Origin of the sequence: Duganella phyllosphaerae (assembly GCF_001758785.1) — a bacterium.
Lineage (GTDB): Bacteria > Pseudomonadota > Gammaproteobacteria > Burkholderiales > Burkholderiaceae_D > Rugamonas > Rugamonas phyllosphaerae.
The window spans coordinates 1-26342 of record NZ_LROM01000054.1 but is presented as its reverse complement, the minus strand read 5'-3'; the positions used below and the strand labels follow the sequence as shown (position 1 = coordinate 26342).

Annotated in this window: 24 protein-coding genes and 1 riboswitch; of the genes, 11 read left to right on the top strand and 13 right to left on the bottom strand. The window is 63.1% G+C overall.

Features of this window, described 5'->3' with window-relative positions:
• Positions 1 to 2 precede the first annotated feature (2 nt).
• The 7 genes from DUPY_RS04960 to flhD form a co-directional block, all read right to left on the bottom strand.
• Positions 3 to 368 (bottom strand): response regulator, encoded by a 366-nt coding sequence (locus tag DUPY_RS04960; RefSeq protein ID WP_070246731.1) that lies wholly within the window; start codon positions 366 to 368, stop codon positions 3 to 5.
• Between the two features lie 71 nt (positions 369 to 439).
• Complete coding sequence (locus DUPY_RS04955; protein WP_070246730.1) at positions 440 to 988, bottom strand: chemotaxis protein; 549 nt, start codon at positions 986 to 988, stop codon at positions 440 to 442.
• A gap of 46 nt (positions 989 to 1034) precedes the next feature.
• Entirely contained in the window at positions 1035 to 1991 is a 957-nt protein-coding gene (gene motB, locus DUPY_RS04950) for a flagellar motor protein MotB (RefSeq protein WP_070246729.1), read from the bottom strand.
• A 36-nt stretch (positions 1992 to 2027) separates the two neighbouring features.
• A complete protein-coding gene (gene motA, locus DUPY_RS04945; protein ID WP_070246728.1) occupies positions 2028 to 2888 on the bottom strand; it encodes a flagellar motor stator protein MotA in 861 nt (286 codons plus the stop codon).
• Between the two features lie 129 nt (positions 2889 to 3017).
• Positions 3018 to 3791 carry an SAM-dependent methyltransferase gene (locus tag DUPY_RS04940; RefSeq protein WP_070246727.1) on the bottom strand — a complete coding sequence of 258 codons (774 nt, stop codon included), beginning with the start codon at positions 3789 to 3791 and terminating at the stop codon, positions 3018 to 3020.
• Positions 3792 to 3832: 41 nt separating this feature from the next.
• Entirely contained in the window at positions 3833 to 4402 is a 570-nt protein-coding gene (flhC, locus tag DUPY_RS04935) for a flagellar transcriptional regulator FlhC (protein WP_070246726.1), read from the bottom strand.
• A 30-nt stretch (positions 4403 to 4432) separates the two neighbouring features.
• Positions 4433 to 4750, bottom strand: coding sequence for a flagellar transcriptional regulator FlhD (gene flhD, locus DUPY_RS04930; protein WP_070246750.1), 318 nt, complete (start codon positions 4748 to 4750; stop codon positions 4433 to 4435).
• Between the two features lie 527 nt (positions 4751 to 5277).
• Between flhD and DUPY_RS04925 the strand changes: the two genes are divergently transcribed.
• Positions 5278 to 5832 carry an RBBP9/YdeN family alpha/beta hydrolase gene (locus DUPY_RS04925; RefSeq protein ID WP_070246725.1) on the top strand — a complete coding sequence of 185 codons (555 nt, stop codon included), beginning with the start codon at positions 5278 to 5280 and terminating at the stop codon, positions 5830 to 5832.
• The gene (locus DUPY_RS04920; RefSeq protein WP_070246724.1) at positions 5833 to 7938 is read left to right on the top strand and encodes a toxin-antitoxin system YwqK family antitoxin; all 2106 of its coding nucleotides are present in this window, start codon (positions 5833 to 5835) and stop codon (positions 7936 to 7938) included.
• Positions 7939 to 7998: 60 nt separating this feature from the next.
• Here DUPY_RS04920 and htpG read toward each other — a convergent pair whose 3' ends face one another.
• The 3 genes from htpG to DUPY_RS04905 form a co-directional block, all read right to left on the bottom strand.
• A complete protein-coding gene (gene htpG / locus DUPY_RS04915; protein ID WP_070246723.1) occupies positions 7999 to 9912 on the bottom strand; it encodes a molecular chaperone HtpG in 1914 nt (637 codons plus the stop codon).
• Between the two features lie 161 nt (positions 9913 to 10073).
• Positions 10074 to 11129, bottom strand: coding sequence for a PDDEXK nuclease domain-containing protein (locus tag DUPY_RS04910; protein ID WP_070246722.1), 1056 nt, complete (start codon positions 11127 to 11129; stop codon positions 10074 to 10076).
• Between the two features lie 12 nt (positions 11130 to 11141).
• Positions 11142 to 12833 carry an aminotransferase-like domain-containing protein gene (locus tag DUPY_RS04905; protein ID WP_208599998.1) on the bottom strand — a complete coding sequence of 564 codons (1692 nt, stop codon included), beginning with the start codon at positions 12831 to 12833 and terminating at the stop codon, positions 11142 to 11144.
• A gap of 97 nt (positions 12834 to 12930) precedes the next feature.
• Here DUPY_RS04905 and DUPY_RS04900 point away from each other — a divergent pair, with 97 nt between their 5' ends.
• From DUPY_RS04900 to DUPY_RS04885, 4 genes are all read left to right on the top strand, one after another.
• Complete coding sequence (locus tag DUPY_RS04900; protein ID WP_070246721.1) at positions 12931 to 13863, top strand: DMT family transporter; 933 nt, start codon at positions 12931 to 12933, stop codon at positions 13861 to 13863.
• Between the two features lie 101 nt (positions 13864 to 13964).
• Positions 13965 to 14426 (top strand): RidA family protein, encoded by a 462-nt coding sequence (locus DUPY_RS04895; RefSeq protein ID WP_070246720.1) that lies wholly within the window; start codon positions 13965 to 13967, stop codon positions 14424 to 14426.
• A gap of 67 nt (positions 14427 to 14493) precedes the next feature.
• Positions 14494 to 15687: an aminotransferase-like domain-containing protein gene (locus tag DUPY_RS04890; RefSeq protein WP_070246719.1), complete on the top strand. Its 1194-nt coding sequence runs from the start codon at positions 14494 to 14496 to the stop codon at positions 15685 to 15687.
• 338 nt (positions 15688 to 16025) lie between these two features.
• A complete protein-coding gene (locus DUPY_RS04885) occupies positions 16026 to 17384 on the top strand; it encodes a diguanylate cyclase domain-containing protein (protein ID WP_070246718.1) in 1359 nt (452 codons plus the stop codon).
• An 11-nt stretch (positions 17385 to 17395) separates the two neighbouring features.
• Here the strand turns inward: DUPY_RS04885 and DUPY_RS04880 are convergent, their stop codons facing one another.
• Positions 17396 to 17596 (bottom strand): hypothetical protein, encoded by a 201-nt coding sequence (locus DUPY_RS04880; protein WP_070246717.1) that lies wholly within the window; start codon positions 17594 to 17596, stop codon positions 17396 to 17398.
• 55 nt (positions 17597 to 17651) lie between these two features.
• Complete coding sequence (locus tag DUPY_RS04875; protein ID WP_070246716.1) at positions 17652 to 20474, bottom strand: M16 family metallopeptidase; 2823 nt, start codon at positions 20472 to 20474, stop codon at positions 17652 to 17654.
• A gap of 96 nt (positions 20475 to 20570) precedes the next feature.
• A riboswitch (FMN riboswitch) is annotated at positions 20571 to 20721 on the top strand.
• A gap of 104 nt (positions 20722 to 20825) precedes the next feature.
• On the opposite strand from DUPY_RS04875, the gene ribB reads away from it, so the two are divergent.
• Positions 20826 to 21494, top strand: coding sequence for a 3,4-dihydroxy-2-butanone-4-phosphate synthase (gene ribB / locus DUPY_RS04870; RefSeq protein ID WP_070246715.1), 669 nt, complete (start codon positions 20826 to 20828; stop codon positions 21492 to 21494).
• Here ribB and DUPY_RS04865 read toward each other — a convergent pair.
• Positions 21491 to 22876 carry an MFS transporter gene (locus DUPY_RS04865; RefSeq protein WP_070246714.1) on the bottom strand — a complete coding sequence of 462 codons (1386 nt, stop codon included), beginning with the start codon at positions 22874 to 22876 and terminating at the stop codon, positions 21491 to 21493. The two genes, ribB and DUPY_RS04865, sit on opposite strands and share 4 nt — an antisense overlap.
• Positions 22877 to 22986: 110 nt before the next feature.
• Here DUPY_RS04865 and DUPY_RS04860 point away from each other — a divergent pair, with 110 nt between their 5' ends.
• The 4 genes from DUPY_RS04860 to DUPY_RS04845 form a co-directional block, all read left to right on the top strand.
• Positions 22987 to 23853, top strand: coding sequence for a LysR family transcriptional regulator (locus DUPY_RS04860; RefSeq protein ID WP_070246713.1), 867 nt, complete (start codon positions 22987 to 22989; stop codon positions 23851 to 23853).
• Between the two features lie 91 nt (positions 23854 to 23944).
• The gene (locus DUPY_RS04855; RefSeq protein ID WP_141749425.1) at positions 23945 to 24703 is read left to right on the top strand and encodes an MlaE family ABC transporter permease; all 759 of its coding nucleotides are present in this window, start codon (positions 23945 to 23947) and stop codon (positions 24701 to 24703) included.
• Between the two features lie 8 nt (positions 24704 to 24711).
• Positions 24712 to 25692 carry an MlaD family protein gene (locus tag DUPY_RS04850; RefSeq protein WP_070246711.1) on the top strand — a complete coding sequence of 327 codons (981 nt, stop codon included), beginning with the start codon at positions 24712 to 24714 and terminating at the stop codon, positions 25690 to 25692.
• On the top strand, positions 25689 to 26342 hold a 654-nt coding region (locus tag DUPY_RS04845; RefSeq protein ID WP_070246748.1), incomplete at its 3' end, for a hypothetical protein. The genes DUPY_RS04850 and DUPY_RS04845, both read left to right, overlap by 4 nt.

Genomic DNA, 26342 nt, shown 5'->3' with positions numbered 1-26342 from the left:
GATCAGCCGATGACTTTCTTCACCACCTCGTTGAGCCGCTGCGGATCGAACGGCTTGACCAGCCAGCCGTTGGCGCCGGCAGCGCGGCCCTTGTTCTTCATCTCTTCCGACGACTCGGTGGTCAGCATCAGGATCGGGGTCTTGGCGTAGCTGGGCAGCTGGCGCAGCAGCTTGATCAGTTCCAGGCCATCCATGCGCGGCATGTTCTGGTCGGTCAACACCATGTCGACTTGTTGCAGCTTGGCTTTTTCCAGGCCGTCCATGCCGTCCACGGCTTCGACCACGTCGTAGCCGGCTGCCTTCAGGCTGAAGGCCACCATCTGACGCTGGGAACTGGAATCATCAACTGCAAGTATTGTCTTGGCCATCTTGGTTCTCACTTTATGTTGCCGGAGCTCCGGCTGTTGCTATCGTATCGGCGGTGTTCGAAGGTATGCCTTCAGAACAGTTCGATGTCGCCGCTCTCCATGTGTTGCTGATGTACGGCCTTGCGCAGCACGCTGCGCAACTCCAGGCTCTGGATCGCCAGCGCCATGCTCACCTTGCCGAGCAATTCGACGATTTGTTCGTTGTCGCTCTCGGGCACCATCTCGGCGCCGTGTTCGCCCAGCGTGCCGAGAAACTCGCGCAGGCCGGTCACCCGTTTCAGGGTGCGGTCGATCAGCTGGCTGGTCATGTCCTGGAATTGCAGGCTGACCACGGCCGCGTTGACGTAGCCGCCCACCTGGCCCGGCAGCGCTTCGAGCTGGGTGCGCTGTTCGGGCGTGATGTCGGCGCCGTCGAGCAGCTTCTGGATGGTGGGCTGCTCGCCCGCCACCGCCTGGTGAATGGCCATGAAGTTGAAAGAAAGCTTCTCGATCGCTTCCTCCAGCAGCAGCCGGGTCTGGATCAGGTCGGTTTCAACCTCGGTCAGATGCTTGCGCCCGTGGTCGGACACGCCCGACATCAGGCGTTTGACATGCGACCCCAGGATTTTTTTTCTCGTCATATAAGTCTCTTGATTACTGCTTGCTACGTATTTTGAACATCAATCGTTACTTGCGGACCGGCGGTCCCGACGGCGCCGGCGCCGGCGCAGCCGGTGCATCCTCGACCGCGCCCTCTTCGGCGCCCACCTCGATCTGGCGGCCGCCATCGCGGATCACGCTTTCCTCGGTGCGCTTGTTCATCACCAGGATGCTGATGCGGCGGTTGATCGGGTTGAACGGATCAGCCTTGTCGAGGTTGGCGGCAGAAGCCAGCCCCACCACCCGCAGCACTTTGGCGTCGGCCATGCCGCCGACGATCAGCTCGCGGCGCGAGGCGTTGGCGCGGTCGGCCGACAGTTCCCAGTTGCTGTAACCGGTCTCGCTCATGTACGGCGTGGAATCGGTATGGCCGGTCAGGCCGATGCGGTTTGGCACGTCATTGAGCACGAAGCCGATCTCGTGCAGGATTTCCTTGAAATACGGCTGCAACTCGGCGCGCGCCGAATTGAACATCGGCCGGTTCTGCTCGTCGACGATCTGGATCCGCAAGCCTTCGCTGGTGATGTCGAGCAGCAGCTGGTTCTTGAACTTGGTCAGCACCGGGTTGGCGTCGATCTTTTGCTCGATCTTTTGCTTGAGGTTTTTCAGGCGCTCTTTTTCCTCGGCCTCGAGCGCCTTCTTGGCCGCGTTGAGGTTATAGGTTTTCTGTTCGGTCGGGTTGTCGCTGGCCTTGACCTGGCCGGTCTTGCGGGTCAGATCGGTGCCGCCGCCCTGGATCACCGAGCTGCTGTCGCCGCTGCCGGAGCCGCCCTGCATCGCCACCTTCAACGGCGTCTTGAAGTATTCGGAGATACCGTTCAAGTCTCCCTTGGTGGTGGAGCCGAGCAGCCACATCAACAGGAAGAACGCCATCATCGCCGTCACGAAGTCGGCATAGGCGATCTTCCACGCGCCGCCGTGGTGACCGCCGCCGTGCTTCTTGATGCGTTTGACAATAATCGGCCGTAAGCCTTCTTCAGCCATGGCGGTTCCTTGGTTGGCTGAACATCAGAAAATTCATCACTTGGATTTCGATTTCTTGATGTGGTCTTCCAGCTCGCTGAAGGTCGGGCGCTCGGTCGAGTACAGCACCTTGCGGCCGAACTCCACGGCCAGCGCCGGCGCATAGCCGTTGAGGCTGGCCAGCAGGATGACCTTGACGCACTGGTACATCTTGGTTTCTTCTTCCAGCTTCTGTTCGTGCAAGCTGGCCAGCGGCGCAACAAAACCATAGGCCAGCAGAATACCGAGGAAGGTACCGACCAGCGCGTGGGCGATCAGGATGCCCAGCTCGGCCGGTGGCAAACCGACGTTTTCCATCGTGTGGACCACGCCCATCACCGCCGCCACGATACCGAAAGCGGGCATGCCGTCGCCCAGGCGGGCAATCGCGTGGGCCGGCGCTGCGCCCTCGTGGTGGTGGGTGTCGATCTCGTTGTCCATCAGGTTTTCGATCTGGAACGCATCCATATTCCCGGACACCATCAGGCGCAGGTAATCGGTGATGAATTCGACGATGTGATGATCGGACAGGACGCTCGGGTATTTGCTGAACACCGGGCTTTGTTCGGGACTGTCGATATCGCCTTCGATCGACATCAGGCCTTCCTTGCGGACCTTGGACAGCACGTCGAACATCAGCGACATGAGCTCCATGTACAGGTCTTTATTGAAGCGCGAGCCCTTGAGCAGCTTGGGCATGGCGCCCATGGTGGCCTTGATGGTCTTGGCATTGTTACCGGCAATGAAAGCGCCGAAGGCGCCGCCGCCGATCATCACCAGCTCGAGCGGCTGGAACAGCGCAGCCAGGTGCCCGCCCGCCATGGCGTAACCGCCAAAGACGCCGACCATGATGACGACATAACCGATGATGACAAACAAGTAAGACTCCCGAAAAAGAAAAAGGGCCAAAACATTAACTAACGGCGGCCCGATTTCATAAAATTTACGTGTAGAACTACAATAGCGTGTCTGAGTGCTGACGGGCAAGCGAATAACGCCGAATGATGCTTAAAAGCACCATTTATAGAGGGGAGTTGATGTGTTTGTGGCGTGAATGACCAGATCGGGCTTTCTCGCGTCAATTGCAAACTCGTAGCTGATGAGCGTGTCGCCATGACACATTTCCGCCTCTGCCTTGCGCCACAAAGGCGCCATCACCGCCGGCGACAGGTAGGCGAACACCAGGTTGAACTGGCCGAAGTCGAGCTGCTCGTAATCGCCGCGGATAAACCGGGCCCGGCTGCCAGCAATGCGCGCCCGCAGCCAGCTGACCAGCCACGGCAACGGCGCCAGCTCGATGCCGACCACCTCGATATCGGGCCGTACCCTGGCCATATACAGCACGAAACCACCGAGCCCGCTGCCGATGTCGATCACCCGCAGCGGTTGGCCAGTGGGGGACGGCGGTGGCAGTTGCTGGCGCACGGCATCCCACACGTCCGGACTGGACGGGTAGTACGGCACCTGGGTGCGGAACGTGGACCAGTACCAGCCCAACAGGACGAGAAATACCAGCAGGAAGATCCACGGAGGCAAATGCAGCGCCAGCGTGGCCAGCACCGCCAGCGGAAACAGGAACTCGATGAGCCGCCACCACGGCGCCAGCCCCACCCGCCAGGTAATGACGGCTGCGAGCAGGCCGTGGATCACGGCCACGGTCAGGTAGTTAACCGGGTAAAACCAGGGAAGACGGAGCGAGGCCAGCAGGTAAACCAGCACCAGCGTGAGCGGCGCGGCGCCGCACTGGATCAGCAAGGCCCGCACGGCGGGCGTGCGGACCATTGTCGAGAGGTAGGACGGACCAGGCAAGAAACGCAGGCCGATCAGGCAGCCAGCGCTTCAGCGTCGGCCAGTTCGGCGTCGCGCGCTTTTTGCGCCGCCTTGGTCTTGCCGGCGCGGGAAGGCATGTGGCACAGGCCGCACACGTAGCTGCCGTGCAGGTCCATGGCGTTGACCACGAATTTGCCCTGGCATTTGTTGCAAGGCGCGGTTTCCAGCATCTTGCTGCTGAAGAAACGCACCAGGGTCCAGGCCCGGGTGAGCGACAGCAGCGGCTCTTCGCCCGGGGCCGGCGGCATTTGTTCGAGGTACAGCTGGTAAGCCTTCATCACGGCCTGGATGCCGGAAGCGCCAGCGTGGGTCACCAAAAACTGGTGAATGTTGATGAACAGCGAAGAATGAATGTTCGGCTGCCAGGTCAGGAACCAGTCGGTCGAAAACGGCAGCATGCCTTTCGGTGGCGACATGCCGCGCAGCTCTTTATAGAGCTTGAGCAGCCGCTCGCGCGACAGCGACACTTCCGACTCGAGCAACTGCAGGCGTGCGCCCAGTTGGATCAGTTCGATGGCCAGTTGAATTTCCTGGGCTTCGGAGACTACGCTTTTCTTGGTCATGATCTGGGCTCCCGGCTGCTGATAGATAGATTATGCGATTTCTTCAACGGCCTGGCCGGCCATCAGGATGGCGGCGTGCGACTGCGCCAGGGTGCGGTCTTTATTATAGTTGGTCAGCATCGACAGGATGGCGCTGTCGTCGAAGCGGAAGCGGGCCAGCATCATGTTGCCGCCAGCGAGCTTGAGGATTTGAGCGTTGCTCATGCCTTCGATCAGCTCGGCGATTTCGGCAGAGACGCCGAGACGGAAGATCGCGGTGACCTTGTCAGCGCGGATCATTTGCTGCGCGAGCATCAGGTAGCTCAGGTTAGCATCGCGGATCTCAGCCATCATGTCGTTTGCAGTCATTTCCATCTCCCAGTAGTTCGTGTGCTTCGTATATTTCACTGTGGAATTACGTTTCCAGTGAGATACATTCTGCGGGAGCAACAAAAATACGAGAAGAGGTGTTCCTCCGTATTTTCCGTCAGGAAATAGCGAACGCGACCCGTCGGTGTTTGTCTTACAAACACTCGCAGATCGAGGCTCTACGCCCTTGCGGCGCAGACTTCTGGTGGCTGGCAGTCTTCAAATTCGTCCTGAAAAAGCGGTGGAACGGGACTAAAAAACTTCATGCAAGCGACGCTTTTTTGCTACATCTAACCCGGTTACGGCAGCTTTTTGGAGAACTTTAGGGTTTCCACGAAAAAATTTTTAATTATTTTCGGCTACCTTCATGCAACCTGGAGCGGTCTTTACCTGCTTTTCCCCGCATCCTGAACCTGGTAACGGCAAGGTTTTGGGGAACTTGAGGGTTTATTTGAATTTTTTTGAAAAAAGTTCAAAAAAAGTTTTTCGGTAGAATCATGTCTCTTAGATCATCTATGGGAGTCGTTATGGCGCAAGAAGTACTGGTATTGGCAGGCCTGTGGAATTCCGGCCCCGCGCACTGGCAGAGCCACTGGGAACAACAGCACCCGGACTGGGTACGGGTGCCCCACCGCGACTGGGAGACGCCTGATGCCGACGAATGGGTGGCTGAACTGGACGCCGCCATCGCCCGCTGCGCCACGCCGCCGGTGCTGGTTGCCCACAGCCTGAGCTGCGCACTGGTCACGCGCTGGGCCGCATCGGGATCTGGCCACCAGGTGGCCGGCGCCTTCCTGGTAGCGCCTTCAGACACCGACGCCCCGTCCTACCCGGACTGCACCACCGGCTTCCAGCCGATGCAGCTGGCGCCACTGCCCTTCCCCACCCTGGTCATTGCCAGCAACAACGATCCGTACGTATCGATCGAGCGAGCGCGCGAATTCGCGCTGGCCTGGGGCAGCGTCTGCGTCGAGATCGGCGATGCCGGTCACATCAACGGCGACGCCGGCTACGGCGCCTGGCCGGAAGGCGCGCAGCTGCTGGAAGAGTTTTGCGCCAGGCTGACGCTGGCAGGAGTCTGAATGCGGTGCTTGCCTCCTGCCAAGCTGCTTGCGGTGTTGTTGGCCGCAGCGCTTGCTTCCCCAGTCCATCTGGTCCACGCTGCACCGTTCTACGAGGGCAAATCCCTGGCCCACCCGGTCGTTACTTCCTCGCAGGACAGCGGCGCCGATATTGCCTTCATCAAGGAAGCCGGCGGCGTCACCGCTTACTACTGCGCCTGCACCGGGACGAATGGCGAACCCCTGGTCAATGCCAAAGCGCGCAAGCTCGAAACTTTCGGCAAGGCCGACATCCGTTCAGTGTTCTATGCTGCACTCGACCGCGATCCGGCGCCCGAGCACCAGACCATGCTGGTCCTGCTGCGCCTCGATGGCAAACAGGGCTTGCGCGCCTACCGCTACCACCAGGCCCTGGGCAACTACGTGCGACTGGCCGCCCTGCAGCCTGCGCTCGACCGCATTGCCAAGGGTGACACCGCGCTCAATGCCGCGCGCGTCAAGGCGGCGCTGGCGGAACTGGCGCCGCTCGACTACAGCGTGGACGGACGCGTGGGTGGCAAAAGTGGCAACCCCGACTTCGACGGCGTCGACCACACTACCGGCACTGTCATGGGTTACTACACGGCCGATGGCCAGCGGGCGGCGCCGGACAGCAAGGATGCGGTCACGTACAAGAAGATTTTCGGGAAGAAGAACGGCCGCTTCCTCACCGCGACCTACACCCTGGACAGCGACATGGGCAGCAGCTTGCCCAATTACCGGCTATGGCAACTGGCGTGGGAAACCGCGCCACAGGAATTTGACGGCAAACCCGATGGTCCCTCCGTGTTCTATAGCCTGGCATGGGATGACAACGCGGTCATCGAACGAGGCAACTACGTCAACGGCAAGCGCCAGGGCATGTGGGAGCGCAGCGGTCTGCGCGAAGGCGAAAGCAAGGGCGCTTACGTCAATGGCGTAGCCGAGGGTCAATGGCATTACGCGGGACCGCGCTTCAGCGAAGACGGCGTCTTGCGTGCCGGTAAGCGCGAAGGCCGCTGGACGGTCATCAACTATAACGGCGACGGCGATGTGACCGGCTTCGACACCTATGCCGGCGGCGAGCTCAACGGACCTTACGAGCGCACCATGGGCAGCAAGGTCATCGAACGCGGCGAGTACGTCAAGGGCAGCCGGCAAGGCCCGTGGATTATCGACGACGGCCGGGGAGCGTTCCAGGATGATTTGCGCAGCGGCCCCTGGACTTTCTTTTACCGGGATGGCGATGTCGCCACGACCATGCGCGCAAATTTTGTCAAAGGCAAGAAGCATGGCGAAGCAATCGCCACGACCGCCGATGGCAAGCTGCGCCTGCGCGACCACTACAATATGGACGTGCTCGACGGCGCCCGCACGCGCTACGCACCCGACGGCGCCGTGATCTATTCGGCCACCTACCGCAACGGCCAGCTGGACGGCCGCGAGCGCGCCTACGACGACACCGGCAAGATCCTGCGACTCGACACCACGTGGAAGATGGGCACAAAAGACGGGCTCCATGCACGCTACTACCCGAACGGCAAGCCCGAGCGGCTGGCGGTCATCAAGGGGCAACTGGAAACCTGGCTGCGCGACTACGCGGAGAACGGCCAGCTGATCAACGATATCCGGCGCTGCAGCTTCAACGAATACCAGTGGGACCGGGACGATGTGTGTGATTATCACCGCACCTATTTTGCCAACGGCAAACCGGAATACGATTACGTGTTCCAGTTCGGCGCGCGCCAGGAGGGCCGCAGCTGGTACGCCAATGGCAAGGTGAAGGACGAGCTGCTGGTCGATCGTGTCGCGGACAGGTCGGTATTGAACACGTATTTCGAGAATGGCCAGCTCAAGTGTACCGAACCGCGCATCGGCCACGACAAGCGTACCGTCAACGGCGTGGCCATGATCAGCTACGGCACGACCAACCGCGACGGCGACAATATCTGCTATCACCCCAACGGCAAGGTGGCCAGCATTTTCAGCTTCAAAAATGGCAAGGTGCTCGACTGCGGCAAGAAGTTCGACGAGACCGGCAAGCAGACGTCGCCGGGCCCGGAAGGATGCCCACCGCCCAAGAAGCCGCATTTTATCTTCGGCGAATAAAAAATGGCCCGTCAGCGATGACGGGCCATGTGCGTCAGGCGACTTGCGCCTGGCCCGAGATTACTTCGCGCTCAGCAGCAGCTCGTTCAAGCGCTTGACGAACGAGGCCGGATCGGCCAGCGAACCGCCTTCGGCCAGCAGGGCCTGGTCGAACAGGATGTTGGCCCAGTCGGCAAACGAGCTGGCCACGTCTTCCGCCTTCAAACGCTGCACCAGCGGGTGGTCCGGGTTGATTTCCAGGATAGGCTTCGATTCCGGCGCGTTCTGGCCAGCCGCTTTCAACATGCGCAGCAGGTTGCCCGACAGTTCGTTTTCATCGGCCACCAGGCAGGCTGGCGAGTCGGTCAGGCGGAACGTCACGCGCACGTCCTTGGCCTTGTCGGCCAGCGCTTCCTTCATCTTGCCCACCAGGTCCTGGTACGAGGTCTGGGTTTCTTCGTGCTCTTTCTTCTCGGCTTCGTCTTCCAGCGCGCCCAGGTCGAGGCCGCCCTTGGCCACCGACACCAGTTCCTTGCCATCGAACTCGGTCAGGAACGACAACATCCATTCATCAACGCGGTCGGTCAGCAGCAGCACTTCCACGCCTTTCTTGCGGAAGATTTCCAGGTGCGGGCTGTTCTTGGCGGCGACGTAATTGTCGGCCGTGACGTAATAAATCTTGTCCTGGCCTTCTTTCGCACGCGCCAGGAACTGCTCCAGCGAGACGGTCTGCTCGTCGTTGTCGTTGGCAGTCGAGGCAAAGCGCAGCAGCTTGGCCAGGCGGTCCTTGTTGGCCGCGTCCTCGCCGATGCCCTCTTTGAGCACCTGGCCGAACTCGGTCCAGAAGGTCGCGTACTTGTCTTTCTTTTCCTGCTCGTCGGCGTTGGCCAGTTCTTCCAGCATGCCGATCACGCGCTTGGTCGAACCTTCGCGGATCACGCGCACGTCGCGCGACTCTTGCAGGATTTCACGCGAAACGTTCAGCGGCAGGTCGGCCGAGTCGATCACGCCCTTGACCATGCGCAGGTACGTCGGCATCAGCTGCTCGGCGTCGTCCATGATGAATACGCGCTTGACGTACAGTTTGAGGCCGCCACGCTTGTTGCGGTCCCACAGGTCGAACGGCGCCTTGGCCGGGATGTACAGCAGCTGGGTGTACTCGCTGCGGCCTTCCACGCGGTTGTGGGTGTAGGTCAGCGGCGACTGGAAGTCGTGCGAGACGTGCTTGTAGAACTCGTCGTACTGTTCCGGCGTGATCTCGGACTTGCTGCGGGCCCACAGGGCGCTGGCCTGGTTGACGGTTTCGGTCTCGTCGCGCAGGACGGTTTCCTTTTTCTCTTCGTCGTACTCTTCCTTCTGCATCACGATCGGCAGCGAGATATGGTCCGAGTACTTGCGGATGATCGATTTGAGCTTCCACGACGACAGGAACTCGTCCTCGCCTTCGCGCAGGTGCAGGATGATGTCGGTGCCACGGCCGGTTTTTTCGATCTGCTCGATCGAATAGTCGCCCTCGCCGCCCGATTCCCAGCGCACGCCTTCCGACGCATCGAGGCCGGCACGGCGGGTTTCCACGGTGATCTTGTCGGCGATGATGAAGCCCGAGTAGAAACCCACGCCGAACTGGCCGATCAGGGCCGCATCTTTTTGCTGATCGCCCGACAGTTTGCCGAAGAACTCCTTGGTGCCCGACTTGGCGATGGTGCCCAGGTGCGAAATGGTCTCGTCGCGGCTCATGCCGATACCGTTGTCCGAGATGGTGATGGTGCGTGCGGCCTTGTCGAAGCCGACCTTGATCTTCAGCTCGTGGTCGTTGCCGTACAGGGCGTCGTTGTTGATCGCTTCAAAGCGCAGCTTGTCCGACGCGTCGGAGGCGTTGGAGATCAGCTCGCGCAGGAAGATTTCCTTGTTGGAGTACAGCGAGTGGATCATCAGCTGCAGCAGCTGTTTTACTTCCGCTTGAAAGCCAAGGGTTTGTTTTTCTGGTGCCGTCATTATGTCCTCGATGGAAAATGTTGTTGGTGTCCGGGTTATGGGGCTGACCACAAGAATTTCAAGGCCGCCCCTGCACTACGGGCGCCAGCATGATAACGCCTGTTTCGCTCTGGAAGCAAAGCCGGGTTGAGCGAGATGCCGACGCCGGGTTTTTTCGGATGTTAATTGTCGTTATCACGCTGTTGGGCCAGTTGCAAGCGGGCGCGCTCACGATCGAGTTCGGCACGAAGCTCTTCCTCGCTGGGCAGGATGAGTTTGTATTTGCTGGCGAATAATTGTTCATGGCCGTGCAACACAGAATAACGAACCACCGACGCGTCCTTGTGGGTGCACAATATGGTGCCGACGGTGGGGTTATCGTCTGGTCCGCGTTTGAGATCGTCGTACATGCGTACATACATATCCATTTGCCCGATGTCCTGATGAGTAAGCTCGCCTCGCTTCAGGTCGAAAATAACGAAGCACTTGAGCAGGTAGTTGTAAAACACCAGGTCGATATAGAAGTCACGGCTCTCGGTGCTGATGCGCTGCTGGCGGGCGACAAAGGCGAAACCCTTGCCCAGTTCGAGCAGAAAAGCCTCTAGCTGCCCCATCAATGCTTGTTCGAGCTCACTTTCCAACAGCACCCCGGCTCCAGGCACGCCAAGGAACTCAAGCAGCACCGGATCGCGTACAAATTCCCGCGGATTCGCGTTCGCCTCAGTCATTCGGGTGGCCTCCTGTTCGACTGCGGCGCGGTCCCGGCTGGCCAGCAGGCGTTCGTAATACAGTGTGCCGATCTGACGTTCAAGCGCTCGCGAACTCCAGTTCTGGGCGGCCGCCTCGTTCATGTACCAGGTTCTGGCCGTTTCGCTATCGACCCGCAGCAAGGTACGATAGTGTGTCCAGCTCAATTCGTGACGCAGTGCGTCACACTTTGGAAAAGCCTGATAAAACAGGCGCATATACCGCAGGTTGGATGCGTCGAAACCCTTACCAAACTCGGCTGTCAATGCCTTGGCCAGTTCGGGCAACAAGCGCTTGCCGTAAGCTGCGCGTGCGACACCGCCCTGTTCAAACTCGACGATATGACGCCCCAACCCCCAACAGGTTTGCACCTGGATGGTATCCACAGCGCGTAACGCGCGCTGGCGTGCCTGGCGGATTAATTCACCAAGCGTCATTAGCAGTGCCGGGATTTGATGTTGAGGTCCAGGCACGAGCGCGGGATCACTCATTTGCACAAGTTCCTATTTGATGTTGATCTTTTCCAAAAAACGCCATACCGCCGGTTCCTGCATCGCCGCCACGTTCAGGCGCATGAAGGTCGATGGCAGCTGGGTTGGTGAAAACAGGCTGCCGGGCGCCAGCAGCAGGTGTTCGGCCATGGCGCGCTCGGCCAGGGCGTTGGTGTCGCAGCCGGCGTCGGCCCAGACGAACATGCCGGCCGGCGCCGCGTGCACGACCTTTAATCCTACCCGCTCCATCTGGCGCAGGGTCTTGGCGCGCACGCTGTCGAGCCTGGCACGCACACGGTCGGCATGCTTGCGGTACGAGCCTTCGGACAGCACTTTATACACTACCCGTTCGCCGATGTCGCTGGTGGTGAGCGTGGAGAGCATCTTGCGGTCGGCCAGCCGCTCGGCGCGCTCGATCGAGGTGGCGATAAAGCCCACCCGCAGGTTGGCGGCCATGGTCTTGGAAAAGCCACCGAGGTAGATCACCCGCTGCAACTGGTCGAGCGCGGCCAGCCGGGTGGCCGGCTGTACTGCGCTACCCGGGTGCAGATCGCAATAGATATCGTCCTCGACCAGGATGAAGTCGTGTTCTTCCGCCAGTTTGAGCACCTGGAACGCCTTGGCTGCCGACAGCGATGTCGAGCTGGGGTTGTGCAGTACCGAATTGATGATGAACAGCTTCGGTCGATGGATGGCGGCCAGTTCGGCCAGCCGGGCCACGTCGGGGCCGTCGCCCAGGCGCGGAATGCCGATCACCTTGGCGCCCAGCGCCGCAAACGAGCCAAACATCAAAAACCAGGCGGGATCATCGACAAAAATCGTGTCGCCGGGCCGGGTGAACTCGCGCGCGACCAGGTCCAGCGCCTGGGTGACGCCGGCGGTGGTGACAATCTGTTCCGGCGCGGCGGCGATTTCCAGCTCGGACAGCTTGTGCTGCAACTGCTGGCGCAGCGGCAAAAAGCCCTGCGGCACGCCATAGTTGAGCAGCAAACTGGCATTCTGGCGGCTGACCGCGCGCAGTGCATTGGCGATCGCCGCGCCGTCGAGCCAGTCGGCCGGCAGCACGCCGGTGCCGGGCATGTGCTGGTGCGGCATCTGGCGGAACATATTACGGACCAGCCACACCACGTCGATCGGCTTGCTGGCCGGATCGCTGGCAGCGGTCGCGCTAAAGGCGGACTCGGCAGCGTTAAGCGCCATCGGCACGCGTTCGCGCACGAAAAAACCGGCGCCGCGCCGCGATTCCAGGTAGCCGGCGGCCACCAGCTTATCGTAGCTGGCCACCACCGTGAACGGCGACACCCCATGGGTGGCCGCGAACGACCGGATCGACGGCATGCGCGCGCCACCGCGCAGCAGGCGCTCATCGATACGCGCCGCTACCGAGCGGACGATCTGGTCGATCAGCGTTTCGCCCGAGTCGCGCGACAGCAGGCCAACCATGGCGCCCGCTGCCGGCCGCGTGACTGGCCGCGTGGCTGACGTTGCTGCCACGGCGGCGGCTGCCGTGGCGCCCCTGGACTGTATGGCCGCGCGCGGCATAGCCCGCCCCGAGTCGGCTGCATCCGAAGGCACGCCGGCGATTGCCGCCGTCTCCTTACCGGCTTCGCGCTCGGCCTGCGCCGCCAGCGCCTCGGCCACGGCTTGCGCCGCGCGGGAGGCGGCCGCGCCGAGCATCGAAGGCAGGTTTCTTGTATTGGTCATCTCGCCATCACAGTGCAAGTCATTATATGGTCAAGTGTACCGGCACTGTACTGGTTTTGTCACGTAGCATGAACACCATCGATACCAGGGCGACACCATGACCGCACACACCCTATCCGCTTCCATCACTTCCGACGATTCCAGGGGAATGTTGCTGGGCCTGGCCGGCGTGGCCATCTTCAGCCTGACCCTGCCCTTCACCCGCCTGGCCGTGGGCGGCACCGACTTCGCACCCAATGGGCTGTCGCCGATGTTCGTGGCGCTGGCCCGGGCGCTGGGCGCGGCGGTGCTGGCCGGCGCCTGGCTGGTGTGGCAGCGCGCCAGCTGGCCGCCGCGCGGCGCCTGGCTGCCGCTGACACTGGTGGCGTTCGGCTGCGTGATCGGCTTTCCGTGGCTGACCTCGATCGCCATGCGTACCCTGCCCGCCGCCCACGGCGCCGTGCTGGTCGGCATCCTGCCGCTGGCCACCGCCGTGTTTGCCGCCCTGCTCGGCGGCGAAAAGCCGTCCCGCGGTTTCTGGATCATGGCCGTGTGCGGCTCGGCGCTGGTGGCGGGCTTTGCGCTGCGCCAGGGCGGCGGCGGGCTGCACGCGGCCGACCTGGCGATTTTTGCCGCCGTGCTGCTGGCGGCCATGGGGTACGCAGCCGGCGGCCGGCTGTCGCAAACCCTGGGCGGCCAGCACACCATCTGCTGGGCGCTGGTGCTGGCCGCGCCGCCACTGGTGCCGGTCGTGGCCTGGCTGTGCTGGCGCGACGCGGCACTGATCGCGGCGGCCGATCCCGCCGCCTGGGCCGGGTTTGCCTATACGTGCGTGTTTTCGATGTTTATCGGCTTCTTTTTCTGGTATCGCGGCATGGCGCTGGGCGGCGTGGCCCGGGTGGGCCAGGTGCAACTGGTGCAACCGTTTTTGAGCCTGCTGGGCGCGGCCGCGTTCCTGGGCGAAGCGCTCGACTGGCAAACCGTGGTTTTCGCAATCGCCGTGATCGCCACGGTAGGCGTCGGCCGCAAAATGGGGGTAAAACGGCGTTGAAACCGTGGACTATCTGGTTTTTTGCCCGTATGGAGGCAGAGCCTGCGTCAAGAGTACAATAACGGCCACCGATTAATTTTTTTCACAAGTCTGGAGACGCCATGTCTGTCTACGAAAAACTCGAAGCGCTCGATATCACCCTGGCCGCGCCTGCAACGCCGGCCGCCGCCTACGTCATGTACGCACAGACCGGCAACCTGGTGTTCCTGTCGGGCCATATCGCCAAGCGCGCCGATGGCAGCGTATGGACTGGCCAGCTGGGCAAGAATATCGAGACCGCCGAAGGCAAGCAGGCAGCGCGCGCCATCGCCATCGACCTGATCGGCACGCTGCAAGCGGCCGTAGGCGGCGACCTCACCCGCGTCAAGCGCATCGTCAAGGTGATGAGCCTGGTGAACTCCACCAGCGATTTCACCGAGCAGCACCTGGTGACCAATGGCGCTTCCGAGCTGCTGGGCGAAGTCTTCGGCGACGCCGGCAAGCATGCCCGCTCGGCCTTCGGCGTGGCGCAGATCCCGATGGGCGCCTGCGTCGAAATCGAACTGATCGCAGAAGTCGCCTGAGCAATCCGAATAAGGCGCTGAATAAAGGCGCCGCAGCGCGCTTGTTGAACCCACCTAGTGAGACCGTATGAAAATCGAGAACCCGAATCCGATCCAGTGGCGCTTTGCCGAACGCGCGGAGCAGCTAAAAGCTTCGTTCATTCGCGAAATCCTCAAGATCACCCAGCAGCCGGAAATCATTTCGTTCGCCGGCGGCCTGCCGTCGCCGCTGACCTTCCCGGTCGAGGAAATGCAGGTCGCCTACGACAAGGTGCTGCGCGAAAACGGTAAAGTGGCGCTGCAATACGGTCCGACCGACGGCTACCTGCCGCTGCGCCAGTGGATCGCCGATTCGCTGTCCACCGAAGGCGCCAAAATCGTGCCGGAACAGGTGCTGATGACGTCGGGTTCGCAACAGGCGCTGGACCTGCTGGGCAAGGTGCTGATCGACGAAGGCAGCCGGGTGCTGGTGGAAACGCCGTCGTACCTGGGCGCGCTGCAGGCGTTCTCGGTGTACCGTCCGCAATTCAAGTCGGTGGACACCGACGACCACGGCCTGGTGCCATCGTCGCTGGCGCCGGTCGCCGAAGGCGCGCGCCTGCTGTATGCGCTGCCCAACTTCCAGAACCCGACCGGCCGCACGCTGTCGGCCCCGCGCCGGGTGGAGCTGGTGGAAACCTGCGCTCGCCTGGGCCTGCCGCTGATCGAAGACGATCCGTACGGCGCGCTCAGCTATCAAGGCGATCCGCTGCCGAAAATGGTGGCGATGAACCCGGACGGCGTGATCTACATGGGCTCGTTCTCGAAGGTACTCACCCCGGGCATCCGCCTCGGTTACGTGGTGGCGCCGCTGCCGCTGGTGCGCCGGCTGGAACTGGCCAAGCAGGCCGCCGACCTGCACACCTCGCAGCTGACGCAAATGGTCGTGCACGAGGTGATCAAGGATGGGTTCCTGCAACAGCACATCCCGAAAATCCGCAGCCTGTACGGCAACCAGTGCCAGGTCATGCTTGACGCCATGGCCCAGTACTTCCCGGCCGGCGTGGAATGGACCAGGCCCGAAGGCGGCATGTTCATCTGGGTAACCCTGCCCAAGCACATCAACGCCATCGCCCTGCTCGACGAGGCGATCGCCCAGAAAGTGGCCTTCGTCCCCGGCGCGCCGTTCTACGCCAACGACCCGGCCACCAACACGCTGCGACTGTCGTTCGTGACGGTGGCGCCGGAGCGCATTCGCATCGGCATCGAAATTCTCGGCAAGCTGATCGCGGCCAAGATCTGAGTTGGTCCCCTCGCCTCATCCCGGGCGGCGCGCGCCGCCCGAATTCTCCCTGCACAAATACAACACTTGCCGATTCCATATCGGTATCGGTACGCGCCATATCGTGGCAAAATCAGCAAAGTTCCTGGCAGAAATAACAATGTTAATGAAGAAACCCGGCGAATCCGGGGTCCGGGCAGGTTGCATCGTCTCTCCCTGAAGAATACCCGAAGCTAATTTTCACCTTTACTGCAGTCAAAGTTGTATGATTTAAGGCCATCACCACTCTTAAATCAAGGCAATTCATTGTTCAACTGTGCAGAATTTATCCCCGTTCACCCGACTGCTAAGGATGCGCCATGACGCCCGAAATCCTCGGCATGGCGGGGCGGCGCGATGCTGCCGTCCTGATCGTCGATGACGCGCCGGAGAACCTGGCCGCGTTGCGCAAACTGATGGTCGAGCAAGGCTACCAGGCCTTTGTCGCCACCTCGGGCGAGCGAGCGCTCAAGATTGCGCGCCGGGTCCAGCCAGACTTGATCCTGCTCGACGTGGTGATGCCGGGGCTGGACGGTTTCGACACCTGCCGCCAGTTGAAGGGCAATCCCGCCACTGCGCGCATCCCGGTGATCTTCATGAGCGCGCGCACCGGCACCGACGACGTGGTGGCCGGTTTCGACCTTGGCGCGGTCGATTACATCGGCAAGCCGTTGCGCATGGCCGAAGTGTGCGCACGGGTGCGTACCCAGTTGCAGATCCGCGTGAACGTGGAATCGCAGGAAGAACAGGCCGAGCGCTTGCGCACCATCGTCAACAACATGGCCGAGGGCCTGCTGATCATCGAGGCCGACGGCCGCATCCAGTTTACCAATCCGGCCTGCGATAAATACCTGGGCTACCAGGAGAACGCACTGGCCGGCAGCCATATCTCCGACCTGCTCAACCCGCTGGTGGCGCAGGAATACCTCGAGTATTTCAGCCGCTACGCCAGCGCGCCAGGCGCCGCCCACCACCACGGCACGCGCGAGGTGATCATCCGCCACCGCAACGGCAGCTCGGTGTGCATGGACCTGACGCTCACGCCGATGTACCTGCGCCAGCCGCTGTTCATCGGCCTGCTGCACGACATCACCCACCACAAGCAGTCGGAAGACGCGCTGCAGCGCGCGGCCATGGTCGACCCGCTGACCAAGATCGCCAACCGCCGCCACTTCGACAACTTCCTGGAAAAGGAATGGCAGCGCGCCATGCGCAGCGGCCAGCCGCTGTCGCTGGTGGTGCTCGACGTCGATCACTTCAAGCTGTATAACGACACGCTGGGCCACCCGGCCGGCGACGCCTGCCTGCAGCAGGTGGCGCAGGCGATCGCCTCGCACGCGATGCGCACCACCGACCTGGCGGCACGCTACGGCGGCGAGGAGTTCGTGCTGCTGTTTGCCGAAACCCCGTGCGACGCGGCATGCCTGCTGGCCGAGGCGATCCGCGCCCACATCGAAGCGCTGCAAATTCCGCATCCGCGTTCAACCACGTCGGCGTGGCTGACGGTGAGCATCGGCGTGGCGACCATCCTGCCGCACCAGCTGGACAACACCGAATCGCTGTTCGTGGCCGCCGACCGCGCCATGTACGTGGCCAAGGAAGGTGGCCGCAACCAGGTGCGGTGTTCCAACACCGGCAGCGCGGCGCTCGATGCGGTCAAGGCGTTGATGGCCGGTTGATGACCAAATAATTAAGCCAGGGCCTCCTTGGCCGCTTCTTCGGGCGTGAGGCCATCGTAGAACTGGTCGGTGAACCACTCGATCTGTTCTTCGATATGTTCCTGCGCCTGGTCCACGGTGGCGCCACCGGCGACCAGGAAACCTTCGACCTCGATGCACCAGTGGATCAGCGCCAGGGTTTCCTCGTCCAGTTCTTCTTTTTTCTTTGCCATGATCAGCCTCTGCTACGTGTATGAATGCAAGGCGCCAGTGTAACAGGCGCCCTGCTTACTTTTGCGGATACAGCACCACCTGCACATAGTTTTGCAGGTCGAAGTAGCGCTGCGCCGCCTGCGCCACGTCGGCTGGCGTGACGGCAGCGAGGCGCTGCTCGAACGTGAGGATTTCCTGCGGATCGGTGCCGTTCACAAAGGCGTTCTGCAAGGAGCCCATCCAGTAGCCGTTTTCGCGCATGCTCTTGCGGTAGGCGCGCAGCATCGAGGCCTTGACCTTGTCCAGGTCCGCCACCTGCGCGCCCTGCTGCTTGACCGTTTCGATCTCGGCAAACGTGGCGGCCAGCACCTTGTCGACGTTTTCGGGCGCGCACGGCAGGTTGGCGTTGATGGCGTAGCTGGCGTACGGCTGGCGGTTGAGCGAGCCGCTCAGGTCCGCGCTGTAGATCGCGCCCATTTTCTCGCGCAGCACTTCGATCAGCTTGATGTTGAGGACCTCGGTAAGCACGCGCATGCGCAGCGCATCTTCGCGCGTATAGGGCGCCTCGCCGGTAAACGACAGCGAGATCACGCTCTTTTGCTCGGCGCCCGCGTGTACCTCTTTCTTGATCACGCCGCGCACCGGACGGATGCCCTCGTCGCGGAAGGCGGTGGCAATCGGCCCGGTGGGCAGGCTGGCCAGGTAGGTGGCGATCAGGGGCTTGATCTTCTCGACAGCGAAGCTGCCGACGATGAAGAAGGTGAAGTCGCGCGCACTGGCCATGCGGCTGGTGTACAGGTCAAACACGCGGTCGAGCGAGAGCTGGTCGAAGTCGGCCGGTTTGGCCAGGCGCCGCACGCGCGGGCTGTCGTTGTACAGCGTGCGGCTGACGGTATCGTAGAACACCGACTCTGGCCGCACCAGGTTGTTCTGCGCCAGCTCGCGCTGGCGGTCGACAAAGGCGCTGTAGATGACCGGGTCCTTGCGCGGCTGGGTCATTTGCAGGTACGTCAGTTGCAGCATGGTTTCGATGTCGTCGCGGCCCGCTTCGCCGCGCACCGCTTCATTGAGCGCACTGACGCGGGCGCTGGCACTGACGCTCTTACCGGCCAACATTTTCACCAGGTCGCTGGGCGAATAATCGAGCACGCCCATCTGGTTGACGATGCTGCTGGCGTAGTGCGCAGCAAAGAGGTCGCGGTCCTCGAACAGCGACCAGCCGCCGTAGCGCAGCCCACCCATCAGCACCTCGTCGTTATTGAAGTCGGTGGGCCGCAGCACCACGCGCACGCCGTTACTGAGCAGCAGGTCGGTGGTGCCCAGCTTGTCGTTGGTGGTCTGCTTGACGATGCTGCCTGCCACCGGCCTGGCCGGCATCAGCTGGCTGCCGTACACCTTCTCTTCGTTGGCCTTGACGCTGATCTTCTCGGCGGCGGTGGCCAGCGCCAGCAGTTCGGCAGGCTTGGGCGCGGGTGCGCCCGGCTTGTCGATGCCGGTGTAGATCACCAGCTTGCTCTGGTTGTCGGGAATCGCCGCGCGCATGGCAGCGTTGACCTCGTCCAGCGTAATGCCGGGGATAAGCTGCTGGGCGTACTGGTACTCGTTCACCACGCCGGGGATCGACTCGCCCTCGAGGAAGTTGCGGATATATTCGGCCGCGTAGCCAGCCGAATCGGACTTGTCGCGCTCCTGGTACATATTCTCGTAGCTGCGCAACATGCCCTTCCTGGCACGTTCCAGCTCCGACGCGGTAAAGCCGAACTGGCGCGCGCGCTCGTCCTCGGCCACCAGCGCATTGATGGCCGGCGCCACCCCGCCCTTGCCCAGCACCGCACCGGCGCCGAACGAGCGGTAGCCGCGCACAATCTTGCTCATGCCGCTGCCGCCCTGCAGGAACGGCGGGTTGGCCTGCTGCGTCAATTCGACCATGCGCTGGCTGAGGATGGAGGCGCCGATCGACTCGATCAGCTTCTGGCGATAGTCGCGCAGCGTGTTCTCGGCCGGCCAGGGCTGGATCGGATAGCGGATGTAGATGGTGTTGGTGCTCATCTCCTTGTCGGTGACGACCAGCCCTTCGGACTCCTGGCGCTCGGGGATGGTGGCGTACACGCGCGGGCGCGGGTTGGCCGGATTTTTCAGCCTGCCGAAATGGCGCTCGATCAGCTTTTGCGCCTGGTCCGGATCGATGTCGCCCACCGCCACCACCGCCATCAGGTCGGGCCGGTACCAGTCGCGGTAGAAGCGCTTGATGGCGTCGTAGTTGAAATTGCGGATGATCTGTTCTTTGCCGATCGGCAGCCGCTCGGCATAGCGTGAGCCATTGAGCACCTTGGGCAGCAGCACCTTGTTGACGCGGTCTTCGACGCCTTTGCCGATACGCAGTTCCTCGAGCACGATCCCGCGCTCGCTGTCGATGTCGGCGTCGTTCATCGACAGCCCATGGGCCCAGTCTTCCAGTACCTGGAAGCCCTGGTCCACCACTTTCGGATTGTCGGTGGGGATGGGCAGGATGTACACCGTTTCGTCGAAAGTGGTGTAGGCATTGAGGTCGGCGCCGAACTTCACGCCGATCGACTGCAGGTACGATACCAGCTCGTTGCGCTTGAAATTGGTGGAACCATTGAAGGCCATGTGCTCGGTGAAGTGGGCCAGGCCCTGCTGGTCGTCGTCCTCCAGGATCGAACCGGCCTTGACCACCAGCCGCAGTTCGAGCTTGTTTTCCGGACGCGGGTTTTTGTGGATGTAGTACGTCAGGCCGTTGGCCAGTTTGCCGGTCTTGACCAGGGGGCTGGTGGGAAGGTTGCTGGAGAGGGACAGCGACGGCGCGACCGTGGCTTCGGCCTGCGCCAGCAAAGAGCAAGACAGCAGCGCGGCGGCCAGGATGATTCTGATCTTCATTCGAGATGCATATAAATTAAGGTAACCAGCTACCTTACACCGAATTGCGAAAATTGGGCTAGAATCGTCGCGCGCCTGCCATCCGGCAGGCGCCAACAACGTCTTCGGGGCGGGGTGCGATTCCCCACCGGCGGTAAGACCGGCAACGGTCATAGCCCGCGAGCGCCCTGGCGGTTCAGCGCCAGGGGTCAGCAGACCTGGTGCGACTCCAGGGCCGACGGTATAGTCCGGATGAAAGAAGATGTGCGGTAACGCGGCCTCCCCGCGCCCAGGTGTTCTGCCTGCGCGTGGCGGGCTGCGCGTATCTGCTTGCCCTGTCGCGTTTTTCGCTTACAGCGAGGAGCGTTTTCCATGTTCGACCCGCAATCCGTAGCACCCCTTAACACTTACTCCCTCGTGTCCGACGACCTCGAAGGCCGCATTGCCGCCGCCCTGGACGCCATGCGCGCCGGTGTGCCGGTCATCCTGCTCGACGATTTCGACCGCGAGAACGAAGCGGACCTGATCGTCGCCGCCGAAAAGATCACCATCCCCACCATGGCCACCCTGATCCGCGAATGCAGCGGCATCGTGTGCCTGTGCCTCCCCGCCGACAAGGTGCGCGAGCTGGAGCTGCCACCGATGGCGCTTGACAACGGCAGCCGCTACGGCACGCCGTTCACGGTGTCGATCGAGGCGCGCGACGGCGTCACCACAGGCGTTTCGGCTGCCGACCGGGTGACCACCATCCGTGCCGCCATTGCCGCCGACGCCAGGCCGCACGACCTGGTCCACCCGGGCCACGTGTTCCCGCTGCGCGCCACACCGGGCGGCGTGCTGGCGCGCAAAGGCCACACCGAAGGCTCGGTGGACCTGGCCACCATGGCCGGTCTGCAACCGGCGGCGGTGCTGTGCGAATTGATGAACCCCGATGGCACCATGATGCGCGGAGCCGACATCGAAGCGTTCGCCGCGTTGCATGCGATGCCGATCCTCACCATCGCCGAGATGATCGCCTGGCGCCGGAAGCACGGAGTTTAAGTCCGCTCGCCTGCCTTGACATAGCGATAAACCAGCGAGCACGCCGTCGCATACGCGGCGGCGACCAGCCCGAATGCCCATGGCAGCCGTACCGCCCACCCGGGCGCCATGTGCAGCACAGCGCCCATGGCGGCCACACCCACCAGCGCGCCGACCTGGCGGTTGGCGTTGAGCGCGGCGGCAGCGCTGTTGGCATAGTCGCGGCCCGCCACCAGCATGACGGTGGCGGTCATGCCGGGAATGGCGATGCCGATGGCGACATTCATCACCATCGTCACCGCGATCAAATACCAGTACGGCGACTGCGGCGTCATCGTCGTCAGCATCACCAGGGCGGCCACCAGCCCCACCCGCAAGCCATACAGCATCGGCGCGCGCGGTCCCACCCGCGCCGAGATGCGGCCCGACGTCAGGTTGCCGATGGCAAAAGCGGCCATCATGGGAATCAGGCGCACGCCCGTCTCCAGCGCATCGGCGCCGCGCTCCTGTAAAAACAGGCTCAGTAAAAACAGCTGGCCATACACGGCGAAGTTGATCATGAAGCCCACGCCGTTGGCGGCCGCAAAGGCCGGCGTGGCAAACAGCGCGCGTGGAATCAGCGGGTGCGCACCCTGCTTCTCGCGCGCCACCAGCCAGGCGCCCACGGCCAGCGTGGCCAGCGCCGCCGCCAGCACCGGGATTGACGTCCAGCCCAGCACCGGTCCTTCGATCAGCACGAAACTCAGGCCGGCCAGCAAGGCCACGCCAAGCGCATGGCTCCACAGCGACAACGCACGGCGGTTGGCCTGCGTGGCCGGCGCCACGATGTGCGCCAGCGCGATGCCGGCCACGCCGATCGGCACATTCACCCAGAACACGCTGCGCCAGCCGAATTCGTGGACCAGCAAGCCGCCTACCAGCGGCCCGGCCGCCGACGAGCAGCCAACGATGGCCGACCAGGTGGCCAACATGCGGGTGCGCGTGGCCGGGTCGTCGTAGGCGTGGGTGAGCAGGCTCAGGGAACTGGGCATGAACAGCGCCGCGCCGCCCCCCTGCAACAGGCGCGCAGCGACGAGCGCCGCGCCACTGGGCGCCAGCGCGCACAGCACCGAGCCGAGGATGAACACGGCCAGGCCGCCCTGGTAGACCGCTTTGGGGCCGAAGCGGTCGGCCAGCGCACCGCCGGCCATCAGGAGCGCGGCAAAGGTCAGCGTGTAGCCATCCACCACCCACACCAGGCCGGCGAGCGGCACGGCCAGGCTGGTGGAAATGTCGGAGAGGGCGGTGTTGACGGCGGTGACGTCGATCATCGCCATCACGAAGCCGATGGCCAAGGTGGTCAGCACCAGCAACGGCGCAAATTCGCGGGCCGGCGCGGCGGCCGGCAAAACGGGGGTGGTCATGGGCAGTCCTTGTCTGAAGGACCTCATCTTAGGCATCTTGCAGAATGCGGTAAAGACGCATAACATCGGCACCCCGATGCAAAATGCATCGCACGCTCGAAAGACATCGCATGGACTGGGACAACGCCCGGATTTTTCTCGCCATCTACCGCGCCAGCACGCTGCGCGCTGCCGCCGGACAGCTCGGCATCGACCAGGCCACGGTGGGGCGCCGCTTGAATGCGCTGGAGGACTCGCTCGGTGCGCGGCTGTTCCTGCGCACGCCGTCCGGCTACCTGGCTACCCCGGCAGGGGAACTGGCCGTAACCGCCGCCCAGGCCATGGAGGCGGCCGCACTGCAATTCCAGCGCGAGATGCAGGGCATCGACAACCGCCTGTGCGGCGTGGTGCGGGTGACCACGTCCGACACCATGGCGGCCACCTTCGTGGTGGACGCCATGCGGCGCCTGCACGCAGCCCATCCGGCCATCCGCATCGTGCTCACCACCGGCACCGAAATCACCAGCCTCACGCGGCGCGAAGCCGACCTGGCGGTGCGCACGCTCAAACCCACCAGCCCCGACCTGATCTCGCGCCACCTGGTCAAGCGCAGCATGGGCCTGTACGCGGCGCCGTCGTACCTGGCGCTGCGCGGTATGCCGGAGCAAGGCGTGGGACTGGCCGGCCACGACATCGTGGTATACCAGGGCAGCGTGGCGCCGCGCCACCGCGACAAGATCTGCCGCGAGCCGGTCACCAACGCGCGCGTGGCGATCGAAGTCAATAGCGGCCTGATGCTGCTCGACGCCGCCCGCAAGGGCATGGGCGTGGCCGAACTGCCGTGCCACATGGCCGACGGCGACCCGCTGCTGGTGCGCGTGTGGCCCGACCGGGTGGACCATTACGACGTCTGGCTGGTGATGCACGGCGACCTGAGCCGCAGCGCCCGCGTGCGCGCCGCCGCCGACGCCATCATCGAGAGCTTTCCCGGCGCATGAAGACCGCGCATCCGTACGCCATACCGGGCAATGCGAATGCTAAGATGCCAAGATGAGCGTTCATCCATCACATCCCATTCAGCCAAATATCGTGCGTCGGCTGCACCGCGGCGCCGTGGCGTGGATACTGGACTGGTGGCGGCTGCTCAATTTCTCGGTGCTGATGCTCACCGTGGGCGTGATGCCGGCCACGTATCGCAAAGATAACCGCCGCATCCTGGCGCACCACCTGGTGCGCGACACGGTGCCCAACCTGGTGTGGTTCGGCGTGCTGTCGGCGCTGGTGAGCCTGGTGCTGATCCGCATCGTGGTGGTCACCTCGCAAAGCTACGGCCTCACCCGCTATGCGCTCGACCTGGTGGTGCGGGTGCTCACGCTCGAACTCATTCCGCTCACGGCTGCCGCTTTCGTGGCGCTGCGCACCACGCTGCCGACCGGGCTGGAGTTTTCACAAAGCCGCAAAGCCGGCGCGGCCGCCACTCTGGACGAGCTGCGCAGCGCCTTTTTCCCGCGCGTGGCCACCGGCATCTTCGCGGTCTGGATGCTGGCCGCCGTATCATGCGTGCTCACGCTGGTGCTGGCGTACCTGACCCTGTATGGCTTCACGCCGTACGCCCTGCCCGGCTACACGCGCGTGGTGGGACAGGTGTTCAATCCGGCCGTCGCCATGATCCTGGCGCTCAAGATCATTTTCTTCAGCCTTGCGGTGGGCCTGATCCCGATGGCCTCGTCGTTCTATTACGGCGCCAGCTACCGGGCCAAGGTCACGCACGGCCTGTCGGACATGGTGCGGCTGTTCGCGGTGATCCTGCTGATCGAGGTGGCATCGCTGATGGGTAACTACTACTAGGTATAACGATGACAGAACAAACGACGCAGGAAGTAGTTCACGAAACACCGGTGCGCAACGCCGAATTCAAGGCGGCCGTGCTGCTGGTGCTGATGGTGCTGCTGGTCGCCGGTGCGGCCGTGTACTTGATGTACGCGCGCGGCGCCTTCGAATCGACCCAGCGCCTGGTACTCGAAGCCGACGACTCCGACGGCGTGGTGGTCGGCATGGACGTGACGTTCGCCGGCTTTCCCATTGGCCGCGTGCGCCGCATCGAGTTGAGCAAGGAAGGCAAGGCGCGCGTGCTGGTCGATGTACCCGAGGACGACGCACACTGGCTGCGCACATCGAGCATCTTCACGCTCGAGCGCGGCCTGGTGGGCGGTGCCAAGCTGCGCGCCTTTACCGGCATTCCCACCGATCCGCCGCTGCCCGACGGCGCCGCGCGCACCCTGCTGGTCGGCGACCCCGGCGCGGAAATCCCGCGCCTGCTGGCCTCCGCGCGAGACCTGCTGCAAAACCTCAACACCCTCACGGCCGAAAATTCGGCGCTGGCCGCCAGCCTGGCCAATGTCCAGGGCGTGACCGGCAAGCTCAATGGCCCGTCCGGCGCGATGGGACTGATCGCCGGCGACGACAAGAGCGCGCAGCAACTGACGGAGCGCGCCAACAAGCTGCTTATCACCGTCAACGCGCTGGCCACCAAGGCCGACAGCCTGGTGGGCAATGCCGACAAACAGGTCTTCGGCCCGCAAGGCGTGATGACCGATGCCCAGGCCACCATCGTTCAGCTCAACGGTCTGCTGGCCGACGCCCGCAACAGCCTGAAGAAAATGGACGCGGTGCTGGTGGAAGCGCAGGCTGTCGGCGCCAACGCCAAGGAAGCCACGGCCGACCTGGGCACGCTGCGCAACGAGGTGGAAAGCAGCTTGCGCCGGGTGGAGCAGCTGGTCAACGACATTAACCGCAAATGGCCGTTCAGGCGCGACCCGGAGATCAAACTACCATGAGCATCAACCGCTCCCTGCTTGCGCTTGCAGCCGCACTATTGGCTGGCTGCGGCAATACCCCGCCCGCGCCGGACTGGCAACTGACCGCGCAAAGCTCGGTCGAGCGCTTTACCAACGCTTACCTGACCGGCAACAGCCGGGTGGAAGACGCCGACTTCAAGCGCGCCCGCGAGGCCCTGGCCAGCACCGGCCAGGCCACCATGGTGCTGCGCGCCGAACTGACCCGCTGCGCCACCCGCGTGGCATCGCTGGTATTCGAAGACTGCACCGGCTTTAACCAGCTGGCGCAGGACGCCAGCCCGGCCGACCGCGCCTACGCCGCCTACCTGGCCGGCCACGCCACCGCTGCCGATGCTGCCCTGCTGCCCGAACAGCACCGCACCGCAGCTGCTGCCGCGACCGATGCTGCCGCAGCGGCGGCGGTGCAGGCAATTGTCGATCCGCTGGCCAAACTGGTGGCCTCCGGTGTGCTGATGCGCGCCGGCAGAGCCACACCGCAAACCTTGAACGATGCGGTCGAGGTGGCGTCGAACCAGGGCTGGCGCCGGCCGCTGATGGCGTGGCTCGGCGTGCAAGCGATGCGCGCGCAGCAGGCTGGCGATACGATGGAGGCGCAGCGCTTGCAGCGCCGAGCCACGCCATCAGCGGCC

Excerpts from the sequence above, each read along its gene's own strand:
- ribB (WP_070246715.1), top strand. The coding sequence starts at position 20,826 with ATGTTCGACCCGCAATCCGTAGCACCCCTTAACACTTACTCCCTCGTG.
- flhD (WP_070246750.1), bottom strand. The coding sequence starts at position 4,750 with ATGACTGCAAACGACATGATGGCTGAGATCCGCGATGCTAACCTGAGC.
- DUPY_RS04940 (WP_070246727.1), bottom strand. The coding sequence starts at position 3,791 with ATGGTCCGCACGCCCGCCGTGCGGGCCTTGCTGATCCAGTGCGGCGCC.
- DUPY_RS04925 (WP_070246725.1), top strand. The coding sequence starts at position 5,278 with ATGGCGCAAGAAGTACTGGTATTGGCAGGCCTGTGGAATTCCGGCCCC.
- DUPY_RS04900 (WP_070246721.1), top strand. The coding sequence starts at position 12,931 with ATGACCGCACACACCCTATCCGCTTCCATCACTTCCGACGATTCCAGG.
- htpG (WP_070246723.1), bottom strand. The coding sequence starts at position 9,912 with ATGACGGCACCAGAAAAACAAACCCTTGGCTTTCAAGCGGAAGTAAAA.
- flhC (WP_070246726.1), bottom strand. The coding sequence starts at position 4,402 with ATGACCAAGAAAAGCGTAGTCTCCGAAGCCCAGGAAATTCAACTGGCC.
- DUPY_RS04875 (WP_070246716.1), bottom strand. The coding sequence starts at position 20,474 with ATGAAGATCAGAATCATCCTGGCCGCCGCGCTGCTGTCTTGCTCTTTG.
- DUPY_RS04885 (WP_070246718.1), top strand. The coding sequence starts at position 16,026 with ATGACGCCCGAAATCCTCGGCATGGCGGGGCGGCGCGATGCTGCCGTC.
- DUPY_RS04860 (WP_070246713.1), top strand. The coding sequence starts at position 22,987 with ATGGACTGGGACAACGCCCGGATTTTTCTCGCCATCTACCGCGCCAGC.
- DUPY_RS04905 (WP_208599998.1), bottom strand. The coding sequence starts at position 12,833 with ATGACCAATACAAGAAACCTGCCTTCGATGCTCGGCGCGGCCGCCTCC.
- motB (WP_070246729.1), bottom strand. The coding sequence starts at position 1,991 with ATGGCTGAAGAAGGCTTACGGCCGATTATTGTCAAACGCATCAAGAAG.
- DUPY_RS04865 (WP_070246714.1), bottom strand. The coding sequence starts at position 22,876 with ATGACCACCCCCGTTTTGCCGGCCGCCGCGCCGGCCCGCGAATTTGCG.
- DUPY_RS04960 (WP_070246731.1), bottom strand. The coding sequence starts at position 368 with ATGGCCAAGACAATACTTGCAGTTGATGATTCCAGTTCCCAGCGTCAG.
- DUPY_RS04910 (WP_070246722.1), bottom strand. The coding sequence starts at position 11,129 with ATGAGTGATCCCGCGCTCGTGCCTGGACCTCAACATCAAATCCCGGCA.
- DUPY_RS04920 (WP_070246724.1), top strand. The coding sequence starts at position 5,833 with ATGCGGTGCTTGCCTCCTGCCAAGCTGCTTGCGGTGTTGTTGGCCGCA.
- DUPY_RS04880 (WP_070246717.1), bottom strand. The coding sequence starts at position 17,596 with ATGGCAAAGAAAAAAGAAGAACTGGACGAGGAAACCCTGGCGCTGATC.
- DUPY_RS04955 (WP_070246730.1), bottom strand. The coding sequence starts at position 988 with ATGACGAGAAAAAAAATCCTGGGGTCGCATGTCAAACGCCTGATGTCG.
- DUPY_RS04895 (WP_070246720.1), top strand. The coding sequence starts at position 13,965 with ATGTCTGTCTACGAAAAACTCGAAGCGCTCGATATCACCCTGGCCGCG.
- DUPY_RS04850 (WP_070246711.1), top strand. The coding sequence starts at position 24,712 with ATGACAGAACAAACGACGCAGGAAGTAGTTCACGAAACACCGGTGCGC.
- DUPY_RS04890 (WP_070246719.1), top strand. The coding sequence starts at position 14,494 with ATGAAAATCGAGAACCCGAATCCGATCCAGTGGCGCTTTGCCGAACGC.